Annotated in this window: 21 protein-coding genes; 12 read left to right on the top strand and 9 right to left on the bottom strand. The window is 73.8% G+C overall.

Annotation, left to right across the window (positions count from 1 at the left end):
• The first annotated feature begins 83 nt into the window (after positions 1-83).
• Positions 84-1112: a LacI family DNA-binding transcriptional regulator gene (locus tag ACIGXJ_RS33430; RefSeq protein WP_399653521.1), complete on the top strand. Its 1029-nt coding sequence runs from the start codon at positions 84-86 to the stop codon at positions 1110-1112.
• Between the two features lie 148 nt (positions 1113-1260).
• Here ACIGXJ_RS33430 and ACIGXJ_RS33425 read toward each other — a convergent pair whose 3' ends face one another.
• Together ACIGXJ_RS33425 and ACIGXJ_RS33420 are read right to left on the bottom strand one after the other, a co-directional pair.
• Positions 1261-2400, bottom strand: coding sequence for a hypothetical protein (locus ACIGXJ_RS33425; RefSeq protein WP_399653518.1), 1140 nt, complete (start codon positions 2398-2400; stop codon positions 1261-1263).
• A gap of 782 nt (positions 2401-3182) precedes the next feature.
• Complete coding sequence (locus ACIGXJ_RS33420; protein ID WP_399653516.1) at positions 3183-4133, bottom strand: DMT family transporter; 951 nt, start codon at positions 4131-4133, stop codon at positions 3183-3185.
• A 347-nt stretch (positions 4134-4480) separates the two neighbouring features.
• Here ACIGXJ_RS33420 and ACIGXJ_RS33415 point away from each other — a divergent pair, with 347 nt between their 5' ends.
• Positions 4481-5014, top strand: coding sequence for a GNAT family N-acetyltransferase (locus tag ACIGXJ_RS33415; protein WP_399653861.1), 534 nt, complete (start codon positions 4481-4483; stop codon positions 5012-5014).
• A gap of 169 nt (positions 5015-5183) precedes the next feature.
• Here ACIGXJ_RS33415 and ACIGXJ_RS33410 read toward each other — a convergent pair whose 3' ends face one another.
• Together ACIGXJ_RS33410 and ACIGXJ_RS33405 are read right to left on the bottom strand one after the other, a co-directional pair.
• On the bottom strand, positions 5184-8300 hold the full coding sequence (locus ACIGXJ_RS33410; RefSeq protein WP_399653513.1) for an NPCBM/NEW2 domain-containing protein: 3117 nt from the start codon (positions 8298-8300) through the stop codon (positions 5184-5186).
• 368 nt (positions 8301-8668) lie between these two features.
• Positions 8669-9154: a cupin domain-containing protein gene (locus ACIGXJ_RS33405; protein ID WP_399653511.1), complete on the bottom strand. Its 486-nt coding sequence runs from the start codon at positions 9152-9154 to the stop codon at positions 8669-8671.
• A 143-nt stretch (positions 9155-9297) separates the two neighbouring features.
• Here ACIGXJ_RS33405 and ACIGXJ_RS33400 point away from each other — a divergent pair, with 143 nt between their 5' ends.
• On the top strand, positions 9298-10176 hold the full coding sequence (locus tag ACIGXJ_RS33400; protein ID WP_399653509.1) for a LysR family transcriptional regulator: 879 nt from the start codon (positions 9298-9300) through the stop codon (positions 10174-10176).
• A 241-nt stretch (positions 10177-10417) separates the two neighbouring features.
• The gene (locus ACIGXJ_RS33395; RefSeq protein WP_399653506.1) at positions 10418-12718 is read left to right on the top strand and encodes a DUF4132 domain-containing protein; all 2301 of its coding nucleotides are present in this window, start codon (positions 10418-10420) and stop codon (positions 12716-12718) included.
• Between the two features lie 111 nt (positions 12719-12829).
• On the opposite strand, the gene ACIGXJ_RS33390 is transcribed toward ACIGXJ_RS33395, so the two are convergent.
• On the bottom strand, positions 12830-13177 hold the full coding sequence (locus ACIGXJ_RS33390) for a DUF1330 domain-containing protein (RefSeq protein WP_399653504.1): 348 nt from the start codon (positions 13175-13177) through the stop codon (positions 12830-12832).
• Between the two features lie 149 nt (positions 13178-13326).
• Here ACIGXJ_RS33390 and ACIGXJ_RS33385 point away from each other — a divergent pair, with 149 nt between their 5' ends.
• Positions 13327-14229 carry an aminoglycoside phosphotransferase family protein gene (locus tag ACIGXJ_RS33385; protein ID WP_399653501.1) on the top strand — a complete coding sequence of 301 codons (903 nt, stop codon included), beginning with the start codon at positions 13327-13329 and terminating at the stop codon, positions 14227-14229.
• A gap of 32 nt (positions 14230-14261) precedes the next feature.
• Here ACIGXJ_RS33385 and ACIGXJ_RS33380 read toward each other — a convergent pair whose 3' ends face one another.
• Positions 14262-15029 (bottom strand): SDR family NAD(P)-dependent oxidoreductase, encoded by a 768-nt coding sequence (locus tag ACIGXJ_RS33380; RefSeq protein WP_399653498.1) that lies wholly within the window; start codon positions 15027-15029, stop codon positions 14262-14264.
• A 394-nt stretch (positions 15030-15423) separates the two neighbouring features.
• On the opposite strand from ACIGXJ_RS33380, the gene ACIGXJ_RS33375 reads away from it, so the two are divergent.
• Positions 15424-16350 (top strand): phosphotransferase family protein, encoded by a 927-nt coding sequence (locus ACIGXJ_RS33375; protein ID WP_399653495.1) that lies wholly within the window; start codon positions 15424-15426, stop codon positions 16348-16350.
• A gap of 10 nt (positions 16351-16360) precedes the next feature.
• Here ACIGXJ_RS33375 and ACIGXJ_RS33370 read toward each other — a convergent pair whose 3' ends face one another.
• Positions 16361-16774, bottom strand: a complete 414-nt coding sequence (locus ACIGXJ_RS33370; protein WP_399653493.1) for a VOC family protein — start codon at positions 16772-16774, stop codon at positions 16361-16363.
• A gap of 144 nt (positions 16775-16918) precedes the next feature.
• Between ACIGXJ_RS33370 and ACIGXJ_RS33365 the strand changes: the two genes are divergently transcribed.
• The gene (locus tag ACIGXJ_RS33365) at positions 16919-17308 is read left to right on the top strand and encodes a DUF4440 domain-containing protein (RefSeq protein ID WP_399653492.1); all 390 of its coding nucleotides are present in this window, start codon (positions 16919-16921) and stop codon (positions 17306-17308) included.
• 74 nt (positions 17309-17382) lie between these two features.
• Entirely contained in the window at positions 17383-17964 is a 582-nt protein-coding gene (locus ACIGXJ_RS33360; RefSeq protein ID WP_399653489.1) for a TetR/AcrR family transcriptional regulator, read from the top strand.
• 32 nt (positions 17965-17996) lie between these two features.
• Here the strand turns inward: ACIGXJ_RS33360 and ACIGXJ_RS33355 are convergent, their stop codons facing one another.
• A complete protein-coding gene (locus ACIGXJ_RS33355; protein ID WP_399653487.1) occupies positions 17997-18608 on the bottom strand; it encodes a hypothetical protein in 612 nt (203 codons plus the stop codon).
• Between the two features lie 251 nt (positions 18609-18859).
• Between ACIGXJ_RS33355 and ACIGXJ_RS33350 the strand changes: the two genes are divergently transcribed.
• Positions 18860-20911, top strand: coding sequence for a discoidin domain-containing protein (locus ACIGXJ_RS33350; RefSeq protein ID WP_399653485.1), 2052 nt, complete (start codon positions 18860-18862; stop codon positions 20909-20911).
• Between the two features lie 37 nt (positions 20912-20948).
• A complete protein-coding gene (locus ACIGXJ_RS33345; protein WP_399653482.1) occupies positions 20949-21809 on the top strand; it encodes a hypothetical protein in 861 nt (286 codons plus the stop codon).
• On the opposite strand, the gene ACIGXJ_RS33340 is transcribed toward ACIGXJ_RS33345, so the two are convergent.
• Positions 21803-22702 carry an EamA family transporter gene (locus tag ACIGXJ_RS33340; RefSeq protein WP_399653480.1) on the bottom strand — a complete coding sequence of 300 codons (900 nt, stop codon included), beginning with the start codon at positions 22700-22702 and terminating at the stop codon, positions 21803-21805. The two genes, ACIGXJ_RS33345 and ACIGXJ_RS33340, sit on opposite strands and share 7 nt — an antisense overlap.
• Positions 22703-22772: 70 nt before the next feature.
• Here ACIGXJ_RS33340 and ACIGXJ_RS33335 point away from each other — a divergent pair, with 70 nt between their 5' ends.
• Both ACIGXJ_RS33335 and ACIGXJ_RS33330 read left to right on the top strand, forming a co-directional pair.
• Positions 22773-23633, top strand: coding sequence for a LysR family transcriptional regulator (locus tag ACIGXJ_RS33335; protein ID WP_399653477.1), 861 nt, complete (start codon positions 22773-22775; stop codon positions 23631-23633).
• A gap of 308 nt (positions 23634-23941) precedes the next feature.
• Positions 23942-25183 (top strand): MFS transporter, encoded by a 1242-nt coding sequence (locus tag ACIGXJ_RS33330; RefSeq protein ID WP_399653858.1) that lies wholly within the window; start codon positions 23942-23944, stop codon positions 25181-25183.
• Positions 25184-25193: the final 10 nt, after the last annotated feature.

Genomic DNA, 25193 nt, shown 5'->3' with positions numbered 1-25193 from the left:
GACTTGCACGGAGGTCGCAAAGGAAACAGGTAGAAGTCGATGTTGGCGATAACATGACGTGGATGTGCGATAGGAAGGGGCCCATGGCGAAGCAGAGTGGCGGCGGCAGCGCACGGCCGCCGGGGATGGCGGACGTGGCGCGGGCGGCCGGGGTGTCGGCGCAGACGGTGTCGCGGGTGCTGTCGGGGCACCCGAACGTGCAGGAGAAGACGCGCGCCAGGGTGCTGGAGGCCGTGGACCGGCTGGGCTACCGCCGCAACAACGCGGCCCGCGCGCTGTCCTCGGGCCGCAGCCGCACGATCGGTGTGGTGACGCTGCAGACGAACTTCTACTCGCGCGCGGCCGTCACCTCCGGCATCGAGTACGCCGCCCGCGCGGCCGGCTACACCGTCAGCACCGCCACCACCACCTCCCTGGACACCTCGGCCATCGAGGGCGCCCTGTCCCGGCTCGCCGACCAGGCCGTCGAGGGCGTCATCCTGTCGGTGCCGCTGATCCACACCAGCCCCCGGATCGAGCAGCTCACCCGCGCGGTCCCCACCCTCACCATCGACGGCTCGCGCACGGCGGCCACCGAGGTCGTCGCCGTCGACCAGTCCCTCACGGCACGGCTCGCCACCCGGCATCTGCTGGACCTCGGCCACGACACCGTCTGGCACATCGCGGGACCGCGGGAGTGGCTGGACGCCGCGAGCCGGGAGGAGGGCTGGCGGGCGACCCTGCGCGAGGCGGGCCGGGCGGTGCCGCCGCCGATGGAGGGCGACTGGTCGCCCGCCTCCGGCTACCGGTGCGGTCTGGTCCTCGGCCGTGTCCCGGACGTGACCGCCGTGTTCGTGGCCAGCGACGAGATGGCCTTCGGGGTGATCCGGGCCCTGCACGAGCTGGGCCGGCGGGTCCCGGAGGACATCTCCGTGGTCGGTGTCGACGACATCGAACTCGCCGAGTACTGCTCACCGTCCCTGACGACGGTCGCCCAGCCCTTCGCCGAGATGGGCTCCCTCGCGGTCACCCATCTCCTGCGCCACATCGAGGATCCCGGCACGGCGCCCGAGCCGGTGTCCGTCGAGCCGCGGCTGGTGGTGCGGGCCAGCACCGCACGCGCCGCGCGGTAGGGCCGGAAGCGTCCGTCATGGCGCGGGCCGGGCGGCAGGGCCGGAAGGATCCGTCGGGCGCGGGCCGGGCGCTCATGGCGCGGGCCGGGCGGCAGGGCCGGAAGCGTCCGTCATGGCGCGGGCCGGGCGAGGGAGCGGAGGCATCCGGCTACGTCTTGGCCCCCTCGGCCGGCGGGGCGCTGCCCGGGCCCCGGACGGCGTCCAGCAGCGCCTGGCCCTGCGAGTCGACGAACTTGGTGAACAGCTGCTGGGAGTAGCCGAAGATGATGGCCCACGCGATGATCTGCGCCGAGGAGTCGAGCGCGCTGAGCCCCGGCACGAAACCGCCCCGCATGAGCAGCAGGCCCAGCAGAGCGGTGAGGGCGCCGGTCGGCAGCTTGAGGGCGGCCAGGAGCAGCGGCACGTTGTAGGGCAGTGCCGTGCCTCTGATCCGGCGCAGCGCCGCGGCCGAGGCGACGGCCGCGGACACCGCGCCGACGATCTCCACGACCAGGTAGTCCTGGGCCTGGGCGGCCGCGCCGATGTCATGGGTGTCGGGTGTGTGGTCGATCTTGGTGACGCTCGCGGTCGGGCAGACGACGGAGTACTTGCCGCCGTCCTCCGGGGCGAAGCACAAAGGGACCATCTCCGGCCATCTGAACGAGCAGAAGGCCACGATCACCGCGATCAGCAGCATCGTGGCCGAGACGGCGGCCAGGACCCGGGCGAAGCTGCGGACGCGGAGCGTCTCCTTGCGCAGCAGACGGCGGGCGAGCCCGGTCGTCTCGGACAGGAAGCCACGATCACTCGGTGTGAGGTCCCCGCCCTTCTTCACCCGGTCCGCGATCTCCTTGACGTGGAGGCGACGGGGGTCCTTGGCGGTGAAGTGCTCGTCGACCAGGGCCACCATCTGCGGAAGCAGCGCCTTGACGTCGTCCTGGGGAGCCAGCGAGACGATGAGGTTCTGCGCGGTGTCGAGGTGCGACTGGGCGACACCGACATGGGCCGCACCCCGCATGGCCGCGTGCGCCGAGTGGGCGAGCGCGTCGCGCGCCTGCTGCAACTCCCGTTCGGCCGCGGCCTTGTACCCCGACAGCACGTCGGTCTCGTACTCGTCCGTGGCGCGGATCGCCGCGACGTCGAGGACCGCCTGGATCTCGGAGATCCTCGCGAGGACGGCCTCCCGCTGCTCCCAGGGTCCCAGCTCGGCGGCAGCCCATCGACGCCGCCGCCACCATGTCTTCCAGGGCTTCCCCCGGCCCTCCGTGTCTCGGCTGTCCGTCTCCTCGCCCGCTGAGCTGTCCGGCATGTGACGGAATATGCCGGAGAGGCCGGTGCCGGGGCAGGCGGCAGGCTGCCCGGCGGCGGGCCTCTCACCCGTGCGGCGGAGACGGTCGATACCGGCGGAGGACGCCCGCGCGACGGCACGGCGGCGACGATCGACGGGTCGTCAGCAACCCTTCTCCGCAGGAGTCCTCCGTGCTGAAGCAGCTCGTGCGCGCCACCGCCGTACTCGCCGTCGTCGCCGCGGTGGCCGCGCCCGTCGCGGTCGCGGCGCCCGCCCCCGGCCACCCTGTCCCCTCCCGGGCGGCCGAGGTCACTCTCGTGTCCTCCCTCCAGGGCACCGCCCGCCTGGACTACCCGGTGCGCAGCGAGGCGGTCCGGGTCAGCGTGGACGCCCATGCCGTCTACGACGACCTCGGCAGCATCCCCGCCCGCTCCTGGGGCACCTTCAGGATCTCCCACGCCGCCGGCGGCCAGGACTACTGGGGCGAGTTCGAGGTCGACTGCCTCACCACGGGCGGGCCCACCGCCACCGTGACCGGCCGCCTGGTCCGCACCAGCCCCGGCCACCCATGGGCGACCGAGCTGGAGCCCCGCACCCGTATGGGCGTGAGCTTCTACGTCCCCGGGCACGGCGGCGAGGGCCCCAAGGACCCGGCCCGTGCGGGGCTCTCCGGCGCGACGCCCAGAAAAGCCCCGCTGCTGACCCGCTGCATGGCGCCCGCGGCCGACATGCCGGTGGTCGCGGGCGGCTACACGCTGCGGGACCGGGAGTCCCGCCAGGGTCTGTCCTCCACCAGGCCCCGGTCAGCCCCGACGGGCCGGTACGGTCAGCAGGACCAGCCCGGCGGCGAGCACCGCCAGCCCGCACCAGCCCACGGCCGGCAGGCGTTCCCCGAGCACGGCCACGCCCAGCACCGCCGCGACGGCGGGCTCGGCCAGGGTGAGGGAGGTCGCCACCGACGCGGGCGTGCGGCGCAGACCGTACCCGAAGAGGCGGTACGCCAGGCAGACCGTGAACACGGCTAGATACGCGGCCACCGACGCCCCGCGCAGCGTGCTCAGCCAGCCGGTGTCGGTGAGCACCACCACCGGCACCACGAGCAGTGCGGCGCCGCCGAACAGTACGCCCATCACCGCCCCGGAAGCGTGCCCGCGGGTGATGAAGGAGCCGCCGATCAGCGCGTAGACGGCGTACGACAGCCCGCCGCCCGCGGCGAGCGCCACCCCGGCCGGGTCCATCGGGGTGGCCTGTCCGGTGAGGTCGGGGCCGAGCGCCAGCAGCGCGCAGCCGAGGACGGCGGCCGCGGTGGCGGCGGCCCAGCGGGCGGTCGGCCGGCCCCGTCCGGCGGCCCACGCGAGGAGCCCGGCGAACACCGGCGCGCTGCCCAGCGCGATCACCGTGGCCACCGCCACGCCGGTGCGGGCCACCGCCGGGTAGAAGCACACCGGATACCCGGCCACCGCGACCGCGCCCAGCGCGAGCAGCGACCGCTCGCGGGGTGAGCAGGCGGCCGCGAGCGAACGCGATCCTCGGGAGGTGAGGAACATGAGCAGCCCGCCGAGGGCGAGACCGGCGCAGCCGATCGCCGCCGCGGGGGCACCGGCCGGGGCCAGGGAACCCGCCGTTCCGGTCGTGCCCCACATCACGGCCGAGGTGAGAATGGGGACCGGTCCGCCGAGGAGCCGGTGGCGGGAGGCGCGCCGTGCGGCGTCTGCCGGGCGCGCGGGAGTCGTAGAAGCGGTGCGGTTCGGCACAGTCGTGTCTTCCGTCGTCGAAGCGTCTGGGAATCGATCCGAGAACGGGCGCACGACAACAAGCCCTGACCGCCCTGAGGGCCGGCCGGGGCAGGGGGATCAACTACCGCCGGAAGTCCGCGCCCGTCAGGCGCGGGGCGGCGGAAGGACGACGTGCCAGTGGGTGTTCACGCCGTGATGATAACCGGACCGGGTCCGGCGGTACCGTGCCGCGGGCCAGGACCGCGGTGGATCATGAGGGTATGGACGGGACGAGTATGGATGCGACGGGTACGGACGAGACGGGTACGGACAAGACGGGTACGGACAAGACGGGTACGGACGAGACGGGTACGGACGACGCGGGCATGGGCGAGGTCATGGATGACGACCCGACGACGCCGGTACGGCTCGCGGCCTACACCAGGACCGACCAGACGGAGATCCTCGGCGACGGCGACGACCCCTTCGGTGTCGCCGGCACCGGGCTCACCTTCCTGCCCAAGGACGAGCACTTCGGCATCAGACTCGCCGGCCGCCTCGTCGCCCACGCCGGCCTGCTCCGGCTGTCCCTGACCGTCGGCGACACCCCCTCCGAGGCCATGGGCGTCGGAGGGGTCGCCGTCGCCCCCGACGTGCGCGGCCGCGGCCTGGCCCGCCGGGTCGTCGCCGCCGCCCTGACCCACGCACGCACCCAGGGCCCGCCCAACGCCCTCCTCTTCTGCCGCCCCCCGCTCGTCCCCTTCTACACCCACCTGGGCTGGCACCCCGTCCAGGCCCCCGTCCACGTCGAACAGCACGACGGCCCGGTCCTCATGCCGCTGCACACGATGCGGACACCCCTCCACGAGGATGCCGACTGGCCGTCGGGCACCGTACGACTGCACTCGTTCCCGATGTGAGGTCCGTTCGGAAGTCGCCGTGCCCGGTCGCTTCACCTGCGGCTGCCCGCCGAGGAGTTGACGGAGTTCGACACGCACATCGTCGGGTGGATCGAGGTCGTGCACGCATTCCGCTGACGCGCGAGCACCGCCGGCCGGCCCCGGCCGGCCGGCGGCTTCGCCGTGGGGGTCAGGGTGCGCAGTGGAACTTCGCCTCGGCCCAGTCGCCGTGGTCGCCGGACTTGGTGCCGTCCGTGTCGGTGACCAGGAGGTTCACATGGCTGGCTCCGGTGAGCGGTACGTCCGCGCGGACCGGGGCGGACGTACCGGTCAGGGTCGGCGAGGACCACAGGGTGCGGCCGTCGGCGACGACGGAGAAGGACACCCCGCCGTAGCCGTTGATCTCGTCGTCGATGCCGACCGCGGCGGTGAAGGACGTGCACCGGCCGCCGAGCCAGAACTCGATGTCGGAGTTGGCGTGGGCGCCGATGCCCTTGGTGTACGTCGTGCCGTCGAGGGTGAGCGGGTGGCCGTCGGACGAGCCCGACTCGCCGTTGCTGCGGTCGCGTTCGGGCGGACCCCAGCCGTTGGCCGACTTCAGCCAGGGCAGATCGCTCGCCCACGCGTCCGCCGTCGGCGGCTTCGGCATGGTGCGTACGGCCGTCCGGAGCGCGGTCGACTGCTCCTCACCCGCTGCCCGGTAGCGGGCTGCGGCCGTCAACACCGCCTCGCCCACGCCCTGTTCGCCGGGCGGCGTCACCGTGAAATCGGCGTGCGCCCGCCGGCCGGGCTCGACCCGGCCCACGGTCCGCGCGGCCGACACCGTCCAGCCCTCCGGCGCGACCAGGGACAGCTCCGTGGCGTCGGCGCCGGCGCGCCCGGCGGTGAAGTCGACCGCCACCTGAGCCGGCGTACCCGCGCCGAGCTCGGCGGGCGCGGTCACCGCGAGCGTGCCCTGCGCGCCGGGCACCTTGCCGCCCACCGCGCTCGCCCCGGCCAGCTCGATCCGGAACGCCCGCGCGGTGCTCAGCGCACGCGTCTTGACCTGGACGACGCCGGCCCGGTCGGCGGCGTCGTACCACCAGCCCTCGGCCGCCGCGTCGAAGGCGGCCTTCGACGTGTGCCGCGGCAGCACCCGGTCGGCGAGCAGCACCTGTTCGGGTGCCGAGCCGGTGTGCACGGTGAACCGGTACGGGCGTGAGGTCTGCTTGCCCGTGAAGCCGCCCACGCTCGCGCCGACGTCGATCGTGACCGGCCCCGGCCCGCTCTGCGGCGCGGTCACCTGGACCCGCTGCTCGGCGTACCTGCCCGTCCGGTGCTGCCGGGTCACGCCGTCGTCCTCGTACAGCGTGAACGACGTACGGCCCTGCGGGTAGACGTCCCAGGCGAGCGCGGAGCCCGCCGTGCGGTCGCGGTACGAGGTGATGCCCGGCCACATCGGCACCGACGCTCCGGCCTTCACGAACAGCGGCAGCGTGTCCAGGGGCGCCTGGTAGCCGTCGACCGTGGCCGGGCCCTCGTAGGTGCGGCCCGACCAGTAGTCGACCCAGGTGCCCTTCGGCAGGTAGATGCCGTCGCGGACCGTCGCGTCGCGGTAGACCGGCGCGACGAGGAAGTGCTCGCCGGTCAGGAACTCGTACTTGGCGGCGTCGGACGCGGCCACCGGGTCGTCCGGGTACTCCAACGCCAGCGGCCGCACCGGGCCCACGCCGTCGCGGTGCGCACGGGCCGCGTAGGTGTACATGTACGGCAGCAGGGATTCCTTGAGCTTGAGGTACTTGCGGTTGATGCTCGTGTACGGCTCCCCGTACCGGAAGGGCTGCTTGTCGCTCGCGGCCCAGCCGTCCATCGTCATCACGGCCGGCAGGAACGCCTTCCACTGCAGGTCGCGGACGTACGTCTTGGCGCTGCCGCCGAAGATGCCGTCCACGTCACCGGTGGTGTAGGCGAGGCCGGACATCGTGGCGCCCGCGTACGTCGGGATCTGCCAGCGGATGTAGTCCCAGCTGCCGGACTGGTCGCCGCTCCACTGCACCCCGCAGCGCTGCGCGCCCGACCAGCTCTCCGGCGCCCAGGTGAAGCCGCGGGCGTCGCTGTTCTCCTCGATGCCGCGGTGGGCGGCCTTGCAGCCGTCGAGGGCGAACTTGTAGCCGTCGCCCACCCAGGCCACGTCCAGCTTCGCCACCCGCTGCCCGGCCCGCACCTGCTCGGCGAGCTTGTCGAGGCCGTCCTCGGTCCACAACCCCATCTCCATCCTGCGGTCGTTGAGCCCCTGGGCGGTCTCGGCGAGGTTCTCGTAACCGCAGCCGTAGCCGTCGTTGACGAGCATCCAGCCGAGCGGCATGTCGTGCCGTAGGTACTCGTCGGCGACCTTCAGCGCGTCCAGCGTGTGCCGTTCGCCGCGGTTGGCGTTGTGCAGGTAGCAGTCGGAGTCGCCGATCTCCAGACCGTAGATCGGCGGCATCATCGGCCGGCCCGTGAGCTTGGTGTACTGCCCGATCACGTCCTTGGCGGAGCGGCCGGCGAAGTAGTAGGCGTCGAACCGCTTCTCCTGCTCGGTGGTGGTGACCGGGTCGGTGAAGGCGTACGTGCCGGGGGAGTATGTGTTGCGGTAGACGCCGTAGCCGCCCGAAGAGAGGTAGAACGGCACCGAGTTGGGGTGGCCGCCCTCGTTCCAGTCGTAGTCGACGCCCACCTCCAGGGTCTTGCCGCGGTGCGAGGTGTTGCCGCTGCCGTTCTGCTCGCCCAGGCCGTAGAACTGCTCGTCCGCGCCGCGCCGGAGGGTCTGGGTGGTGGAGGTGCCGGTCCAGCTGATGCCGCGGGACTCCTCCCACAGCCGGGTGCCGTCGGCGCGGTACAGGGCGAAGCGCAGCGGTGACTTGTAGGCGCGCAGGGTGACCTGGTCCGTGGACAGCTCGTAGCGGTCGCCGCGGTCGGCCCACCGTGTGGCGGGCGGCGCGCCCTGCGGCAGCACGATGTCGTCGCCGACCGGGTCCGTGAAGGTGCCGTCGGGCGCCACCTCGATCCGGAACGTGTCCTGGCCGACGAAGCTGACCCGGGCCCTGGCCGCGCCGGCGGTCAGGGTGTAGGTGGCGCCGTTCGCGGAGAAGCCGGTGACGTCGCCGATCACCGTCGCCTGGGCGGCCGGGTCTGCCGCGCCGGCCGTGTCTGCCGTGTCCGCTCGGGCGGTGGCCTGCGCGGCCTGGGCGGGAACGGCAGGGCCGGTCGCCGCCGCCAGCAGGGCGAGCAGCGTGGCGCCGATGAGGGCCGCCGGGCGCGTCTTCGGTCTACGGGGTGGTGCGGTCATGTCGATTCCCTTCGCAAGCGTCTGTGGGCACAGGTCGCGTTGACGGAAGGTGCTTGAAAGCCGGTCACATCGAGCACAATCAATCAGGCGAGGAAGGTATAGCGCATCGGCGCACGGGTTCGCCAGAGTGCGTGCCGGGGCCGAGGGGAGACCACGGACAGGGCAACGGGCCCGCGTCCGGGGGCGATTGCCCCTGCGTCGGACGCGGGCCCGGGGTGGCTCGACAGGTCAGCGCGGTGCGCGGCGGCACGGGGCGCCGGGGGTTCGGAAGGAGCCTCGCGGGCGCCGGTGAACGTGCCCGGCGCTGCTGTGGCCCACGGGGGGCGAGGATGCGAGACGCTGGGCCGGGGCCGGGAGCCCCGCGGGATTCAGGCGCCCCGGCCGCGCAGCTCCGCCCACCGCGTGCCCGCCACGAAGTGCACGTCGTAGCGGCCCTGTTCGGGCAGCAGGCTCTCCGCGGGCTCCAGCCCCATGGACACCCGGCCCAGATGGCGGAAGTAGTCGAACCGCTCCACGCCCGGCGCCATCACCACGAGTACATCGGCACCCGTGCCCGGGGCCGCGCCGAACGCGTGCACCAGTCCGGGCGGCACCACCACCAGACCGCCCTCGCCCACGGTCACCGACCGCTCCCCGAGCAGGAACTCCAGCCGGCCGCCCAGCACATGGAACAGCTCGGCCGACCGCTCGTGCCGGTGCGGCCTCGCCCCGTCGGCCCCGGCCGGCAGCGTGAGCCGGTTGGCGCCCGGCGTCCCCGCCGTGGCGTCGCCGTCGACCAGCAGCCGGAACGCGCCGCCGTGCGCCAGCCCCACCACCTCGGCCTCCTCCGCGGCCACGACCACGGCCTCTGTCATCTTCCGCTCCTTCCGGTACCTGCTGCGCGGGAATCGTCCGCGACCATTCGACAGCGGGAACAACCGCCGAACCAGAAGCGGTTGGCGCACACAGAGATCGGCATCAGTGATGAATGCCCTGCGGAACGAGGAGGGGGACGGCCGTGGAGCTGCGCCAGTTGCAGTACTTCCTCGCCGTGGCGGAGGAGGGCGGCTTCGCCCGGGCCGCCGAACGCATCGGCATCGTCCAGTCGGCCGTGAGCCAGCAGATCCGCAGGCTGGAGCGGGACCTCGGGGTGACCCTCTTCGACCGCTCCACCCGCCATGTGCACCTGTCGGCCGCCGGAGAACGGCTCCTGCCCGAGGCCCGCCTGGTGCTCGACGCCGCCCGGCGCACCCGGCAGGTCGCGGCCGACATCACCACGGGCGCGGCCGGCCTCCTCCGGCTCGGCACCGTCCACGGCCCGGGCGAGCGCCTCTACCGCGCCCTGGCCGAGCTGGCGGACACCCACCCGGGGCTCCAGGTGCGCCTCAAGCGGCTCCCGGCGGCCGAACGGGTGGCGGCCGTACGGGAAGGCAGTCTGGACGCGGCCCTGATCCGTGCCCTGACCTCGGCACCCGGGCTGCGGCTCATCCCCTTGCGGACCGACCTCCTCTACGCCGCCCTCCCCGCCCGGCACCCCCTCGCCGCCGAGGCCCGGCTCGGCCCGGAGCAGTTCGCCGGACTGCCGCTGAGACTCGCGGCCCGGGACCGCAACCCGCCCTTCCACGACCTGCTCACGGACGCCCTGCGCGCCGCCGGCGTCACCCCGCCACCGGCGCCGGAGTTCACCAGCCTCCGCGAGACCCTCGCCGAGATCGCCGTCGGTCCGCCTTCCTGGACCGTCTTCTACGACGTCTCCGGCCTGCCCCCGGCCCCGGGCGTCGCCATCCGTCCGCTGACCGAGCCCGCCGTACCGACCTCACTCGTCGTACGCCAGGGACAACCGCCTCCCGGGCTGCGGCACTTGGTCGCCGCGCTGAAGCGGAGCTTCCGGGCCTGACCCGTTCCGGCCGGGCACCTAGGGCCTGCCGCGGTATGACTGATCACGGCTGCGGTGACTCCCGCAGCGGGGCCATGGGCTGCTGAAATCCCTGGTCAGCGGGCATTGTCAGTGCCCCCTGCCATGATCGGGGCATGTTCGACGACGCCCGGGTGAGCGCCCACAGCAGTGACCGGCACGGCCGCACCGCCGCCGTGCCGGCCGGCGTATCCGTCTCCTGCCCGCGCCGAGGCGGTGCCCGGTGAGGCCCGCCGAACGGCTGATGCGCGCGCTGACCGACCCGTCGTACGAGATAGCGGACCCGTATGGCGACGCGGCCGAGGTGTCCCAGGAGGAGCTGGGCACCCTGGTCCCCGCGGCCTACGGCGTCACGGCCGGGAGGGGTGCGGCCCGGTTCGCGGTCGAGGAGGCGGCCAAGGAGCGCCCGCCCCGCTACACGCCCGACGCCTGCCGCCGCCTGTTCGAGGCGCTCGTCGCGGGCACCGAGCGGCGGAACTGGGCCGATCTCGGCCTGGGCGCGGGAGCCCTCGCGCGGTGCACGGGGCCGCTGCCCGACCTGGCCGAGCCCGCCGCGTTCCTGGTCCGGCACGCCCTGAGCGAGGGCTACGCCGAGCGCAGGCCGCTCACCGTGCTCGTCCTCGGCGTGCTCGCCGGGCCGGAGTCCTCGGCCCGGGCCGCACAGCACCTGCTGCGGGCCGAAGGCCCCATCACGCGGGACGAGCTGGACGTCGTCACCGCCCTCACCCCGGCCGAGCTGGCGTTGTTCGCCGATGTCGACAGGCACCCGATCGGGGAACCGCCTGCACCGCCGGAGACCTGGCGCGCCATCGCCGGGCTCCCCGCCTACGCCGAACTCTCCCACCGTCTGCTGCGCGCGGCCGCCGACCGCACCGACGCCATCAAGGCGGGCACCGTCCCCTACCGGTCGGACAAGGCCTTCACCCCCCAGGAGGTCACGACGCTCGGGCGCGCCCTGCGGGTCGCCCTGGTGCGTGACGAGCCGTGGCTGCCGGGCCTCCTCGACAGACTGCTGCCCGGCATCTCCCTCGCACCGACCGCCGCCAGGACCCTGCCCTCGCAGGCCCTGCTCTACGAAATCACCCGCGCCGCGCAGGAATGGCCGACGCCCGAGCTGGTCACCGGCCTGCGCACGGTCCGCGGGACGGTCCGGCACGCAGGGGTGCCCAAGCAGCTCGACAAGGTGCTCAAGAAGATCGACGCCGCCCTCGCCGAGCGCACCGACGTGGCGCTGCGCCTGCCCGCCCTGGGCTTCGGCGACGACGGCGTCCTGCGCCGGGAGGCGGGTGAGCACAAGGCCGTCGTCACGGTCGGCGAGGGCGTCGAGCTGGCCTGGGAGAAGGACGGACGGCGGCTGCGCGGCGTGCCCGCGGCCGTCCGCCGCGACCACGGCGACCTGCTCAAGGAGCTGCGCGAGCTGGTGAAGCGGGCCTCCGCCCATCTCGCCACCCTGACCCGGGCCCTGGAGGGCGGCTACAGCGCCGACGCCACGCACCCGTACGGCTGGTGGCGCACCCGGCTGGCCGGGCATCCGCTCGGCCGGTCCGTCGTGCGCCGACTGATCTGGGAGATCGAGACGGCGCCCGGCACCTGGCACGCCGTGCTGCCGGAGACCGACGACCTGCCCGAGGCACCCGAGGACGCGGCCGTGCGGCTGTGGCACCCGCTGCGCTCCGACCCCGACACCGTACGGGCCTGGCGGGACCTGCTCGTCGAGGCACACGTGAGACAGCCGTTCAAGCAGGCGTACCGCGAGATCTATCTGCTCACACCGGCCGAGGAGGAGACCCGCACCTACTCCAACCGCTTCGCCGGCCACCTCGTGCACTACCACCGGATGCGCGCGCTGTTCCGGGCCAGGGGCTGGACCAGCGGCCGCCCCTGGCACCCGGGCGACGACGACACGGCCGAGCGGACACTGGGCGCGGGGGAGTGGCGGGTCACCTTCCGCCATGCGCTCGCCGACTGGGCGGACGGGGACGCGCTCGCCTCCACCGACCAGGTCCGCTTCGCCCGCCGCACGGCCGGGACATGGCGGGAGGCGCCGCCCGCCGAGGTGCCCGCGCTGGTGTTCAGCGAGGCCATGCGGGACGTGGACCTCTTCGTCGGGGTGACGTCGATCGCCGCGGACCCCGACTGGACCGACGGCGGACCGGGACACGCCTACTGGCGGCGCGCCGGGTTCGCCGAGCTGCCCGGCACCGGCGAGGTCCGGCGCGAGGCCCTCGCCCGCATCCTGCCGAGGCTGAAGATCGCCGACCGGTGCACGCTCGACGGACGCTTCCTCGTCGTCCGCGGCGAGCTGCGCACCTACAAGATCCACATATGGTCGGCGAACGTGCTGATGGAGCCGGACGACAGCTATCTGTGCGTCGTTCCGGCGCGCCGGCCGGCCGAGGGCAAGGTGTTCCTGCCGTTCGAGGACGACCGGCTGGCCGTCATCCTCAGCAAGGCGTTCCTGCTCGCCGCCGACAGCGAGATCTCCGACCCGAGCATCCTCCGGCAGATCGAGCCAAGGGCCTGAGGGCCGAGCAGCCGGGCGGCGGGAGGGGTCGCCCCCGGCCGAGGAGCGTCAATCGCCGCGATGTCGGCACACCCGCGCGGGCCTGTCAGGTGGTTGTCGGGCCGGTGGGCGTCACTCGGCGGGCAGGGACGCCCGCACGGCCTCGGCCGTGACGTGCGGGTCGTAGCCCTCGGGCACGCCCGGCACCAGGATGATGTCGCCCACGATGTGCCGCGAGCGCAGCGGGGCGATCTCCTGGTAGGCGGGGGAGTTCCACCACGCCCGGGCTTCGGCCGTGCCCGGAAAGGCGATCATCACCACGGCGCCCGGCCAGTCGCCCTCCAGCACCTCGTGCTCGGTGCCGTGCACCAGGAAGCGGCCGCCGTACGGCTCGAAGGTGGCGGTGATGCGGTCGATGTACTCGGGGATCTCCGGGTGCGGGGTGATCTCGCGCAGGTGGGCTATGGCGTAGGCGGTCACGGCTGGTCCCTTCGTCGAACGGCCCTGCTTACGCCGACGATCATGGCACCCTCGGGCCGCCGGGGCGATTACCTCCGAGGTAAGGCGCCCGCCGGGGCCGATCAAATGCGGTTGACGGCCGTCGCCGTCCGCCGGTCGGATGACGTCCCATGAGCGCAGGACAGATGCATCCCGACGAGCACCCTCTCGACGACGATCTCGTACGGCGGCTGGTGGCCGGGCAGTTCCCGCGATGGACGGGTCTGCCGGTGCGGCGGATCGCCTCCGGCGGCACGGTCAACGCCATGTACCGCCTCGGCGACGACATGGTCGTACGGCTGCCGTTGGTGCGGGGCGGCGCGGCGGACGTGACGACGGAGCGGGAGTGGCTGCCGCGCCTGGCGCCCCTGTTGCCCACGGCCGTGCCCGAGGTGCTGGGCGCCGGGAGGCCGGCCGAGGGGTATCCGTGGCCGTGGTCGGTGTACCGGTGGCTGGACGGGGAGACCCCCGAGGCGGGCGCCCTGACCGAACCCGCCCTGCTGGCAGAGGACTTGGCCGCGTTCGTGACGGCGATGCGCGGCATCACCCTGCCCGGAGCGCCCCCGGCGCACCGCGGCGGGCCGCTCGCTCTGCAGGACGCGGAGACCCGCTCGGCGATCGCTCGGCTGCGGGCGCTCCCGCAGGAGGGTGTCGACTGCGACGCCGTGACCGCCGTGTGGGAGGACGCCCTGCGGGCGCCCGGGTGGGAGCGGGCGCCGGTGTGGCTGCACGCCGACCTGATGCCGGGCAACCTGCTCCTGCGCGCCGGCAGGCTCGGCTCGGTCATCGACTTCGGCTGCATGGGCGTCGGCGACCCGGCCTGCGACCTCTTCCCGGCCTGGAACCTGCTGCCCGCCGACGCCCGCCAGGTCTTCCGCGACGCACTCGGCGTGGACGACACGACCTGGCGCCGCGGCCGCGCCCGCACGCTCTCCCAGGCGCTGATCGCCCTGCCCTACTACCGCGACACCAACCGGGCGATGGCGGACAACGCGCGCCATGTGATCCGGGCGGTAGTGGAGGAGACGGCATAGGCGTCTTGCCGGCCGGTCCGCCGGACACCCCCTCAACTGCGCAGGTACGAAGCCCCGTTGAGGTCCAGGATCGTGCCCGACGACCACTCCGCGGCGGGCGAGGCCAGCCACACCACGGCCGCCGCGACCTCCTCCGCCTCCGCCACCCGGCCGAAGGGACTCTGCGCACGGATCGCCTCGCCCTCCGGCCCGTCCAGACGCGGCGCGACCCGCTCGGTGGCGAAGAAGCCGGGGGCGACGGACGCGACACCGATGCCGTACGGGGCGAGGGACACCGCGAGGGACTGGCCGAGGGCGTGCACCGCGGCCTTGGTCGCCCCGTACGCGGGGTGGTCGGGCTCGCCCCGGAAGGCGCCCCGCGAGCCGATGTTGACGATGCGTCCGCCCGTGCCCCCGTCGATCATCCGGCGCGCGGCGAGATGGCTCAGGTTGGCCGTGGCGAGCAGGTTCACGGCCACATGCCGCTGCCACACGGCCACCCACTCCTCGTACGTCGTCTCGGCGAGCGGATGCCGTTCGTTCACCGCAGCGTTGTTCACCAGGACGTCGATCCCGCCGAGCGCGCCGGCCGCCGCGTCCACCACCGCAGCGGCCCCGGCCGGGTCCGCGAGGTCGCCGCCGGTCAGGGCGTGGCCCGTGCCGCTGAGGGAGTCCAGGGTCGCGCGGGCCTCCTCGGCGCGCGAGCCGTAGTGCACGGCGACCCGGTCGCCGTTGGCCGCGAACGCCTGCGCCACCGCGCGGCCGAGCCCCCGCGACGCTCCGCTGACGAGGACACGCCGGCCAGATGCGGGCAGGTTCATGCGGATGCCTCTCCGTTCTGCGACGAGCACGCGAGGAGCCGTGTGCCCGGGCCGTGCCCCCGACGTGCCCCGGCCGTGCCCACGCTACGCTCCCCGCCGCCCGTGCCCGATCACGGGCCCGCCGGTCTCGGCGCGCGTACCGGAACGCCCGGCCGGTCGAGGAAGGGAGCGGCCCGATCGAGGGTCGTCGGCGTCCCCTGCGCCCACTCCCTCGCGGAGCGGTCCTCACCGGAGCACCGGGCGCCGGCATGCGCCCTGATCGAGACGGCCGAGCGGGAGTCCCCCGGCTTCCACGACCGCGCCGAGGCGCTCTGCCGCCGGGTGCAGGGCCCGAGGGAGGTCCGCGGGGGAAATCCTGTTGCCCGCCCGCACACCTCCCCCTACGGTCCCGATCATGCTGCCCGCCGTGGAGACCGACGAACAGTGGGACGCGATCGTCCCCGACGAGGCCGTGATGCGCCCCGGCGTCGAGGACCTGTGCGGGCGCCTCGGACTGGCGGGGGCACCGCTCACCCGCTTCGCCGACGGCTCGCAGCCGGTGTACGCGGTCGGCGACGAGCACGTCCTCAAGCTGTTCCCGGCGGCCGCGGCGGCGGACGGGCTCGCCGAGGCGAGGGTGCTCGCGCACCTCCAGGGCCGGCTGCCCGTGCCGACGCCGCGGGTGCGGGACTTCGGGACGTACGAGAACGGCTGGCGTTATGTGCTGATGTCTCGGCTGCACGGCGAGAACCTCGCCACGGTCTGGGAGCGCCTGTCCAGGCCGCAGCGGGAGCGTGTCGTCACCGAGGTCGGCGAGACCCTCGCGGTGCTGCACTCCCTGGACCCGGCCCCGCTGGCGGACGTGCTCGGCCCGGGGGACTGGGGCGCGTTCGTGGACCGTCGGACCGCCGGTGCGGTGCGGTGGCAGCGGGACAAGGGCCTGCCCGGCGTCTGGCTGGAGCAGATCCCGGACTTCCTCGCCGCGACCCCGCTGCCGCGCGCCCCGCGGCCCTCACTGCTGCACACCGAGGTGATGCGGCAGCACTTCCTCGCCGACCCGGCGGACGGCCCGCGCCTGACCGGCCTCTTCGACTTCGAGCCCGCGATGATCGGCGACCCCGCCTACGACTTCGTGGGCGTCGGCCTGTTCCTCACCCGCGGCGACCCGGCCCTGCTGGCCCGGCTCGGCCGCGCCTACGGGCGCACCTTTCCGCCGGCCGAGCTGCTCGCGTACACGCTGCTCCATGTGTACAGCGATCTCCCCTGGTACATGCGGGAGCTGGGTGTCCCCGGCGAGACGAGCCTGCCCGTCCTCGCCGAGGCGTGGTTCGGCACGGCGTGAAGGCGGGGGGTCAGCCCTGGGGCTCGGTGATGTCGACCATCCAGCTGACGCCGAAGCGGTCCGTGCACATGCCGAACACATCGCCCCACATCTGCTTCTCCAGCGGCACGGACACCTGGCCGCCGGCCGACAGCTTCTCCCAGTAGCCGCGCAGCGCGGCCTCGTCGTCACCGCTCACGGACACGGCCATGTTGTTGCCCGCGTTCACCTCCATGCCGGGCGGGGAGTCGGCGCCCATCAGGGTGAACCCGGCGGGGGTCTCCAGCATGCCGTGCATGATGTTGTCCGCGTGCGGCGCGCCCTCGCCGCCGAAGGAGCCGTAGGTGTTCAGCGTGAGGGTGCCGCCGAAGACCTCCCGGTAGAACTCCATCGCCTGGCGGGCGTCGCCGTCGAAGCTGAGGTAGGGGTTGAGACGCGAAGCCATGCATACCTCCCTGAACGGTCCGGAACGGGCGGATCGGTCGATTACGCGCAGACTAGCGCGGGGCACTGACAGCGGCCCGCCGGACGGCTCCGGCCGCAGGTCACAGGCGTGAGGTGCCCGGACGGCGCGTGATAGTCCTGGACCATGACGTCCACCCACACCCACCCCGGCAGTGACGACCCGCAGGTGGCCGAGGCGATGGCCGCCGAGTACGAGACGCTGTCGCCCGCCTGCCGGGCCGACGCCGACCGGCTGCGGAGCTTCCTCGCCCCGGACTTCCACGAGTTCGGCGCCTCGGGCCGGGAGATCTTCTTCGAGGGGACCGCCGAGCGTGTGGCGGCCGGCACCGATCCCGAGGGCGAGCCCATCGGGGTGGAGGACATGCGGGGCGTACGGCTGGCCGACGGGCTGGTCATGCTCAAGTACACGGCGAACATCGACGGCCGCTGGTCGCACCGGACATCCCTGTGGCGCCGCGCGGCGCCGGGGCGCCGGCAGATGTTCCACAACCAGGGCACCCCCACCCGACGCTGACGGCGGAACCCGCGACCCAGGCCACTTCAACTGAAGTAGTCTGCGCTCGTCGTCGGGCGAGGGGAGCGGGTGCGGTGGTGCGCAGGAACGACGAGCGGCGGGCCGCCCTGGTGGACGCCGCCATCGAGGTGCTGGCCCGCGAGGGCGCGCGCGGTCTGACCTTCAGGGCGGTGGACGCCGAGGCCGGCGTGCCCGTCGGGACCGCCTCCAACTACTTCGCCAACCGCGACGACCTCCTCACCCAGACCGGCGCCCGCGTCTACGAGCGGCTCCGGCCGGACGAGTCGGTGCTCGCCCGGCACCGTACGGCCGCCCGTGACCGGGAGACGTACACGGAGCTGATGCGCGAACTGGTCGGCCGGGTCGGCGCGTTCCGGGCCGGCTGTCTGGCGCTGCTGGAACTGCGTCTGGAGGCCACCCGGCGGCCCGCGCTGCGCGCCCTGCTGACCGAGCAGGTGCGCGCCGACCTCGACGGCAGCGTCGCCTACCACGAGGAGTCCGGCCTGCCCGGCGACGCCACCGCCGTACGCCTGCTCTACCTGGCGCTCAACTGGCTGATCGTCGAGCAGCTCACCCTCCCCGACGTGCTCTCGGAGGGTGAGCGCGACCAGCTCGTCGCCGCGGCGGTCGAGCGGCTGGTGCCCGGCGTCCGATAAGGCCTGGCGGAGTCCGGCGGGGCCTTCGGGGTTCAGTAGAGCTTGTTCACCGCCGTCTTCGTGGTCTTCTTGAAGTCCGCCACCTGGGCGTGGCGCCAGGTGCCCATCTGGGCCCACTTCACGAACGTCACCGTCCGGCCGTCCCGTCCGACCGAGAGCAGGGCGATGTCTGAGGCGCCCCAGCTCGACGCGGTGTGCAGGCCGTAGACGTCGGCGCCCTCCTCGACGTTCAGGTGGCCGTAGTACCTGCCGGACGCCGACATGTCGGGGTCCTGCCGCTCCAGCGCGGTCGCGCAGTCGCGGATCTTCTTGCGCAGCAGCGCGGCGAAGTCCTTGGCCCGCTGGGTGCTGCGCTCGACGACGGTCACCTGCACGGCGTTGGTGTCGAACTCGGTCCAGAACGCGCGGTGCGAGGAGATGGACGGCGGCGACTCGCCGGCGCAGACCGGCAGCGGGTCCGGCTGCCCGGGGGTCACCGGGCCCGCGTACCAGGGCGAGGTGGGGTGCGGGGGCAGTTCGCCCGGCTTGAGGAACTTCGGGCCGGTGGCGGCGGTCGCCGCGGGTGCGGCCATGCCGACGGCTGCCGCGGTGCCGGCCGCGAGGGCGGCGAGCGTCAGTCGGACACGTCGAGAACGGTGGGTCATGGTGCCCCCTGGGAGATGGGTCGTCGCAGTGACTGTGCCTGGTACGACTCGTCGCCGCCGCCGTCCGTTGTGCCGTGTTCCGACACAAAGTGGTCTCATTCGTCGCGGAACGGAAACATCCGCCCCCTCGGTAAGGCGTGCACGACCCTTGACTCCTCACGCGGCTCTGACGATCCTCGTCGGTAACTTTCACTGGGCATGACAAGCCGTCGCCGGTTCGCCTGCCCGCTCCGACCGAGGGACGTGGGTCGATGGCCAAGGTTCGGCGCCCGTACGTCGCCGTCGTCACGCTTGTGCTGCTCGTGCTGGCGATGGCCCTCGGCCCCGCGCCCAGCTCCGCCGCCGGAGCCGACGACTGGTGGAACCCGACCGCACGGCCGGCGCCGGACGCGCAGATCGGCGTGACGGGCGAGCCGTTCAAGGGCACCGACTCCCGGGGCGAGGTACGCGGGTTCGTCGACGCCCACGACCACCTGTTCTCCAACGAGGCGTTCGGCGGCCGCCTGATCTGCGGCAAGACCTTCTCCGAGGCCGGCATCGCCGACGCACTCAAGGACTGCCCCGAGCACTACCCCGACGGATCCCTCGCCGTCTTCGACTTCATCACGCGCGGCGGTGACGGCCGCCACGACCCCGTCGGCTGGCCCACCTTCAAGGACTGGCCCGCCCATGACTCGCTCACCCACCAGCAGAACTACTACGCCTGGGTGGAGCGCGCCTGGCGCGGCGGCCAGCGCGTGCTCGTCAACGACCTCGTCACCAACGGCGTGATCTGCTCGGTGTACTTCTTCAAGGACCGCTCCTGCGACGAGATGACGTCCATCCGCCTCCAGGCCAGGCTCAGTCACGACCTCCAGGCCTACGTCGACCGGATGTACGGCGGCCCCGGAAAGGGCTGGTTCCGGATCGTCACCGACAGCGCCCAGGCGCGCCAGGTCGTCGAACAGGGCAAGCTGGCCGTGATCCTCGGGGTCGAGACCTCCGAGCCGTTCGGCTGCAAGCAGATCCTCGACATCCCGCAGTGCAGCAAGGAGGACATCGACAAGGGGCTCGACGAGCTGTACGCGCTCGGTGTGCGCAGCATGTTCCTGTGCCACAAGTTCGACAACGCCCTCTGCGGCGTCCGCTTCGACGAAGGCACGCTCGGCACCGCCATCAACGTCGGCCAGTTCCTGTCGACCGGCACCTTCTGGCGGACCGAGAGGTGCACCGGCCCCCAGCACGACAACCCCATCGGCCTGGCCTCCGCACCCGCCGCCGAGGCCGAGCTCCCCGCGGGCGTCTCCGTGCCCTCCTACGCCGCCGACGCGCAGTGCAACGTACGCGGGCTGACGGAACTGGGCGAATACGCCGTGCGCGGCCTGATGAAACGCAAGATGATGCTCGAGATCGACCACATGAGCGTCAAGGCGACCGGCCGGGTCCTCGACCTCTTCCAGGCCGCCTCCTACCCGGGCGTCATCTCCTCGCACAGCTGGATGGACCTCGACTGGACCGAACGCGTCTACTCCCTCGGCGGGTTCGTCGCCCAGTACATGCACGGCTCCGAAGGGTTCACCGCCGAGGCCAGGCGCACCGACGCGCTGCGCGACAAGTACGGCGTCGGCTACGGCTACGGCACCGACATGAACGGCGTCGGCGGCTGGCCCGGCCCGCGCGGCGCCGCCACCGCCAACCCCGTCACGTACCCCTTCCGCAGCGTCGACGGCGGCTCCCTCATCGACCGGCAGACCACCGGGCAGCGCACCTGGGACCTCAACACCGACGGGGCTGCGCACTACGGCCTCGTCCCGGACTGGATCGAGGACATCCGTCTTGTCGGCGGCCAGGACGTGGTCGACGACCTCTTCCGGGGCGCCGAGTCCTACCTCGACACCTGGGGCGCGACCGAGCACCACCAGGCCGCCGTGAACCTCGGCAAGGGTGCCTCGGCCACAGCCAGTTCGGCCGAGTGGAACCCGTTCACCAGCTATGCGCCGGGCCGGGCCGTGGACGGCTCGCGCGACACCCGCTGGGCGAGCGGCTGGAGCGACGACCAGTGGCTGCGCCTCGACCTGGGCACCACCCACCGGATCGGCCGCGTCACACTCGACTGGGAACGCGCGTACGGGCGCGCGTACCGGATCGACCTCTCCACCGACGGCACCGACTGGCGGACCGTCTGGTCCACGACCACCGGCGACGGCGGCCTCGACACGGCCGACTTCGCCGGGACACCGGCCCGGTACGTGCGCGTGCAGCTCCTCGACCGGGCCACGGACTGGGGCTACTCGCTGTACGAGGTGACCGTCCACAGCGGCTGAGGGAGCGTTGTCGGTGCCGTCTGCCAGACTGCCGTGCATGGACGCCGGTTACGCCCGCTCGGTCTGGCAGGTGATCGAACCCCTGCACGCCGTCACGTACTTCGCCCCCGAGAGCCGTGAGGCGGCTCGCGAGGTGGGCCTGCGCGGGTTCTGGATGGGCTACTTCGCCCTGCGGGCCGCCCCGCTCGGCGCGGTCGCACCCGGCGTGGTGGAGGCGGCCTTCTTCAACTTCCATCCCGCGATGGTCCGCCGCGCCCTCCCCGACGCCTGGGACTTCGCCTCCCCCGAGGCGGTCCTGCGCGCCCGCGCCGACTCCGCCACCGCCGCCCTGCGCCGGGTGGCGCCCTCGGTGGCGAAGGAGGCCGCGCCGGCCGTGGCGTTGCTGGAGCGGGTCGTCGCGGCCGCCGACGGAGCGGGACGGCCGCTGTTCGCCGCCAACCGGGGCGTGCCCGCGCCCGGGGACCCGGCCGGCGCCCTGTGGCAGGCCGCGACCACGCTGCGCGAGCACCGGGGCGACGGCCATGTCGCCGTCCTGACCGCCGAGGGCCTGGACGGCTGCGAGGCGCATGTCCTCTTCGCCGCAGGCGAGCAGGTGCCCGCGGAGGTGCTGCGCGACAACCGCGGCTGGTCCGCCGAGGAGTGGCAGGCCGCCCTCGACCGGCTCACCGCGCGCGGCCTGCTGACGGACGCCGGGACCCTCACCGCGGACGGCGAGGCGCTGCGCGCGCACATCGAGGCCCGCACCGACGAACTCGCCGTCCGGCCCTACCGCGTCCTGGCACCGCAGGAGGCCTCACGGCTGCTGGAGAAGCTGGCCCCACTGGCCGACGAGGTCCTCGACAGCGGGCTCGTCCCCTTCCCGAACCCGATGGGGCTGCCGCCCCGCCGGGCTCACTGAGACCCCGTCCGCACCGCCCCCGCGCTCGCCGCGACCACCATCGCGACGGCCGCGCACTGCGGCAGGGAAAGGCCCTGGCCCAGCACCAGCAGACCCGCCAGCGCGGCCAGGGCCGGCGCCAGGCTCATCAGCACCGCGAAGGTCGCCGCGGGCAGCCGCCGCAGCGCCAGCAGCTCCAGGGTGTACGGCACACCCGAGCTCAGCACCGCGATCCCCAGCCCCAGCACCAGCACGCCCGGCTCCAGCAGCGCCCCGCCCGCCGAGGCGACCCCCAGCGGCAGGCCGACCAGCGCGGCGACGGCCATCGCGACGGCCAGCCCGTCCAGCCGCGGGAAACGGCCGCCGGCCCGCGAACCGAGCACGATGTACGCCGCCCACATCGCGCCCGCGGCCAGCGCGAAGCCCGCACCCACCGGGTCGAGCCCGCCCATGCCGCCGCCGAGCAGCGCCACCCCCGCCAGCGCCAGCGCGGCCCACAGCACACCGGCGGCCCGCCGCGCCGCGGCCACCGAGAGCAGCAGCGGGCCCAGCACCTCCAGTGTCACCGCGGGGCCGAGCGGTATCCGGTCGATGGCCTGGTAGAAGAGGACGTTCATACCGCCGAGGGCGAGCCCGTACCCCGCCCCGACCGCCCAGTCCCCGCGCGACAGACCCCGCAGCCTCGGCCGCGCCACCACCAGCAGCAGCACGGCCGCCAGGGTCACCCGCAGCGCGACCGTGCCGAGCGCCCCGGCCCGCGGGAACAGCAGAGCCGCACAGGCGGAGCCGAACTGCACGGACACCGCCCCCGCCAGCACCAGACCGGCACCGGCGAGGGCGCCGGGCCGCGCCGAGGAGCGGGGAGACGAGGTGGACAGGCGAGTGGCCGTCGTGTCGCGCAGGGGAGTGGTCATGACGCCCACGCTAGAAAGCGCGCCGCCGCCCCGGGAAATGCCGATTCCGCTGGGCTTATGCTTCCGAGGCATGACCATCGAGCTGCGGCATCTGCGAGCCTTCCTCGCCATCGCCGACGAGGGCAACGTCACCCGTGCCGCCGCCCGCCTCCACCTCGGGCAGCCCGCGCTCTCGCGCACCCTGCGCCGGCTGGAGGACCACCTCGGCGCCCGGCTCGTCGACCGGTCCACCCACCACCTCCGGCTCACCGCGGAGGGCCGCACCTTCCGCGACAAGGCACGGGCCGCGCTCGCCGCCGTGGAGACGGCCCTCGACCCCGCCGGACTGCGCGGCTGGCCGCTGCGGCTCGGCCACACCTGGGCCGCGCTCGGCGACCACACCGTGCCGCTGCTGCGCCGCTGGGACGAGACCTACCCGGACGTGCCGCTGGAGCTGCTGCGCGTCGACGACCCGACGGCCGGACTCACCCGGGGCAAGGTCGACGCGGCCCTCCTGCGCGGCGAGGTCACCGCTCCCGGCATACGTACCGAACTGCTGCTGTCGGAGGAGCGCGTGGCCGTCATGGCCGCCGACAGTCCGCTGGCCGCGCTGCCGCGCGTGACCCTCGCGGATCTCGCCGCGCACACCATCGCCCTGAACACCGTGTCCGGCACCACGACCCTTGACCTGTGGCCCGCCGGGCGACGGCCCGCGGCGAGCGTCGAGGTCACCAACACCGACGAGTGGACCATCGCCATCGCCGCGGGCCGCGCGGTCGGCGTGTCCACCTCGGCCACCCCCGGCAACCACGCCCACCCCGCGCTCGCCTACCGGCCGCTCGCCGACGCGCCGCCGGTCCCCGTCCTCCTCGCCCGGCGCTCCGGACCGGGACACCCCGCGGTGCCCGACCTGCTGGCACTCATGCGGGAGGTCGTCGCGCGCGGCGCGTGATCCGGACCACCCGCGCCCGGCAACGTACGAGCACAGGGCGGTGCGTCGCGGGGCGTGTGACCGGACTAACGGCCCTGCGACCCGTGCCTCCCGCAGCCCGTCTGCCACGATGGGCGACGCCGTCATCCGGCACCGAGGAGTGACCCGCGCAGCGCAGCCGGTGTTCCCACTCCCGCCGGAACACCCCCTCCGGGTCCGCCGGACTCCTCCCGAGTGACTTCACCGTGCCTTCTTCCCCCGCCTCCGCCGTCTCCGCCGTGCCCTCGCCGGCCTCCCGCTCGCCGTGGCGTTCGCTGCGCCACCGCAGCATGCGCTGGTGGTCGGTGGCGAACCTCGTGTCGAACGCCGGCACCTGGATGCAGCTCACCGTGCAGAACCTGCTCGTGCTGCAGATCACCGGCTCCGCCGCCGCCACCGGCCTGTCCATGTCCGTGCAGGCCGCCCCGGCGCTGCTCATCAGCGTCTTCGGCGGCGCCGTCGTCGACCGCTGGCCCCGGCGTCTGACGGCCGCCGTCAGCCAGGCCCTGCTCGGCCTCGTCGCCTTCGCCACCGCCACGCTGGTCGCGCTGGACCGGCTGGACATCACGACCCTGATGGTGCTGGCCGCCGTGACCGGTGTCGTCGCCACCGTCGACGGCCCGGCCTGCGCACTGCTGGGCAACGACCTCGTGCCGCAGGAGGACGTGCCGTCGGCCATCGGCGTCGGCTCCCTGGTGCACAGCGCCGGCCGGCTCGTCGGGGCCGGTCTCGCCGGTGTGACGGTCGCCTTCCTCGGCACGGCCGCGGCGTACGCGGCGAACGGCGTGTCCTTCCTGTTCGTCACGGCGGTCATCCCGTTCCTGCGGCCCGTACGGCACGCCGAGCCGGAGCCGGCCGAGAAGGCGGCCGCGCCCGCCGACACCCTGACCGTCCGCGAGGGCCTGACGTACTTCATGCGCCGGCCCCGGCTGGTCGCGCTCGCCGCCATCACCGGTGTGAGCGCCGTCTTCGGCCGCAACTACGGACTCACCCTCGCCGTGCTGGTCACCGGCCCCCTCGCGGGCGGCGCGGGAGCGTTCGGCACGGTCTCCACCGTCCTCGCCGTCGGCGGCATCCTCGGCGCGGTCCTCGGCGCCCGGCTGCGCCGGCCCTCTGTACGCCTCGTCGGCGTCCTCGCCGCGGGCGGAGCGCTCCTCCAGGTGGCGGCCGGGCTGTCGCCGTCGATGACCGTGCTGCTGGCGCTCGTGCTGCCGATGGCCGTCGTCGAGTCGGTGTCCGACACGGCCGGCACCTCCGTCCTCCAGACCGACCCGCCCGCCCGGATGCGCGGCCGCGTCCTCGGCGTCTGGGGCACCATCGCCACCGTCTGGGGCCTCGGCGGCCCGCCCGCCCTCGGCTTCCTCATGGAACACGCCGGAGCGCGCGGCGCCCTGGTCACCGGCGGACTCCTCATCGCCGGCGTGATCGGCACCGGTTTCCTGTTCCGCTCCCGCCGCACTCCGGTCACCGTCCCGGTCCCGGCCCTGCACGAGGACCTGCGCGAGCGGGACGCGCTCGCCCCGGCGGCCTGACCCGGCCGGG

This window comes from Streptomyces sp. NPDC053367 (assembly GCF_044545925.1).
Lineage (GTDB): Bacteria > Actinomycetota > Actinomycetes > Streptomycetales > Streptomycetaceae > Streptomyces.
Note: the sequence above shows the minus strand (reverse complement) of the source record. Positions and strands in the feature narration are given on the sequence as shown.

Bases quoted from the DNA above. Each gene is read 5' to 3' on its own strand.
- ACIGXJ_RS33405 (WP_399653511.1), bottom strand. From the start codon at position 9,154: ATGACAGAGGCCGTGGTCGTGGCCGCGGAGGAGGCCGAGGTGGTGGGG.
- ACIGXJ_RS33350 (WP_399653485.1), top strand. From the start codon at position 18,860: ATGGCCAAGGTTCGGCGCCCGTACGTCGCCGTCGTCACGCTTGTGCTG.
- ACIGXJ_RS33380 (WP_399653498.1), bottom strand. From the start codon at position 15,029: ATGAACCTGCCCGCATCTGGCCGGCGTGTCCTCGTCAGCGGAGCGTCG.
- ACIGXJ_RS33375 (WP_399653495.1), top strand. From the start codon at position 15,424: ATGCTGCCCGCCGTGGAGACCGACGAACAGTGGGACGCGATCGTCCCC.
- ACIGXJ_RS33335 (WP_399653477.1), top strand. From the start codon at position 22,773: ATGACCATCGAGCTGCGGCATCTGCGAGCCTTCCTCGCCATCGCCGAC.
- ACIGXJ_RS33345 (WP_399653482.1), top strand. From the start codon at position 20,949: ATGGACGCCGGTTACGCCCGCTCGGTCTGGCAGGTGATCGAACCCCTG.
- ACIGXJ_RS33410 (WP_399653513.1), bottom strand. From the start codon at position 8,300: ATGACCGCACCACCCCGTAGACCGAAGACGCGCCCGGCGGCCCTCATC.
- ACIGXJ_RS33330 (WP_399653858.1), top strand. From the start codon at position 23,942: ATGCGCTGGTGGTCGGTGGCGAACCTCGTGTCGAACGCCGGCACCTGG.
- ACIGXJ_RS33430 (WP_399653521.1), top strand. From the start codon at position 84: ATGGCGAAGCAGAGTGGCGGCGGCAGCGCACGGCCGCCGGGGATGGCG.
- ACIGXJ_RS33365 (WP_399653492.1), top strand. From the start codon at position 16,919: ATGACGTCCACCCACACCCACCCCGGCAGTGACGACCCGCAGGTGGCC.
- ACIGXJ_RS33425 (WP_399653518.1), bottom strand. From the start codon at position 2,400: ATGCCGGACAGCTCAGCGGGCGAGGAGACGGACAGCCGAGACACGGAG.
- ACIGXJ_RS33415 (WP_399653861.1), top strand. From the start codon at position 4,481: ATGGGCGAGGTCATGGATGACGACCCGACGACGCCGGTACGGCTCGCG.
- ACIGXJ_RS33370 (WP_399653493.1), bottom strand. From the start codon at position 16,774: ATGGCTTCGCGTCTCAACCCCTACCTCAGCTTCGACGGCGACGCCCGC.
- ACIGXJ_RS33355 (WP_399653487.1), bottom strand. From the start codon at position 18,608: ATGACCCACCGTTCTCGACGTGTCCGACTGACGCTCGCCGCCCTCGCG.
- ACIGXJ_RS33385 (WP_399653501.1), top strand. From the start codon at position 13,327: ATGAGCGCAGGACAGATGCATCCCGACGAGCACCCTCTCGACGACGAT.
- ACIGXJ_RS33340 (WP_399653480.1), bottom strand. From the start codon at position 22,702: ATGACCACTCCCCTGCGCGACACGACGGCCACTCGCCTGTCCACCTCG.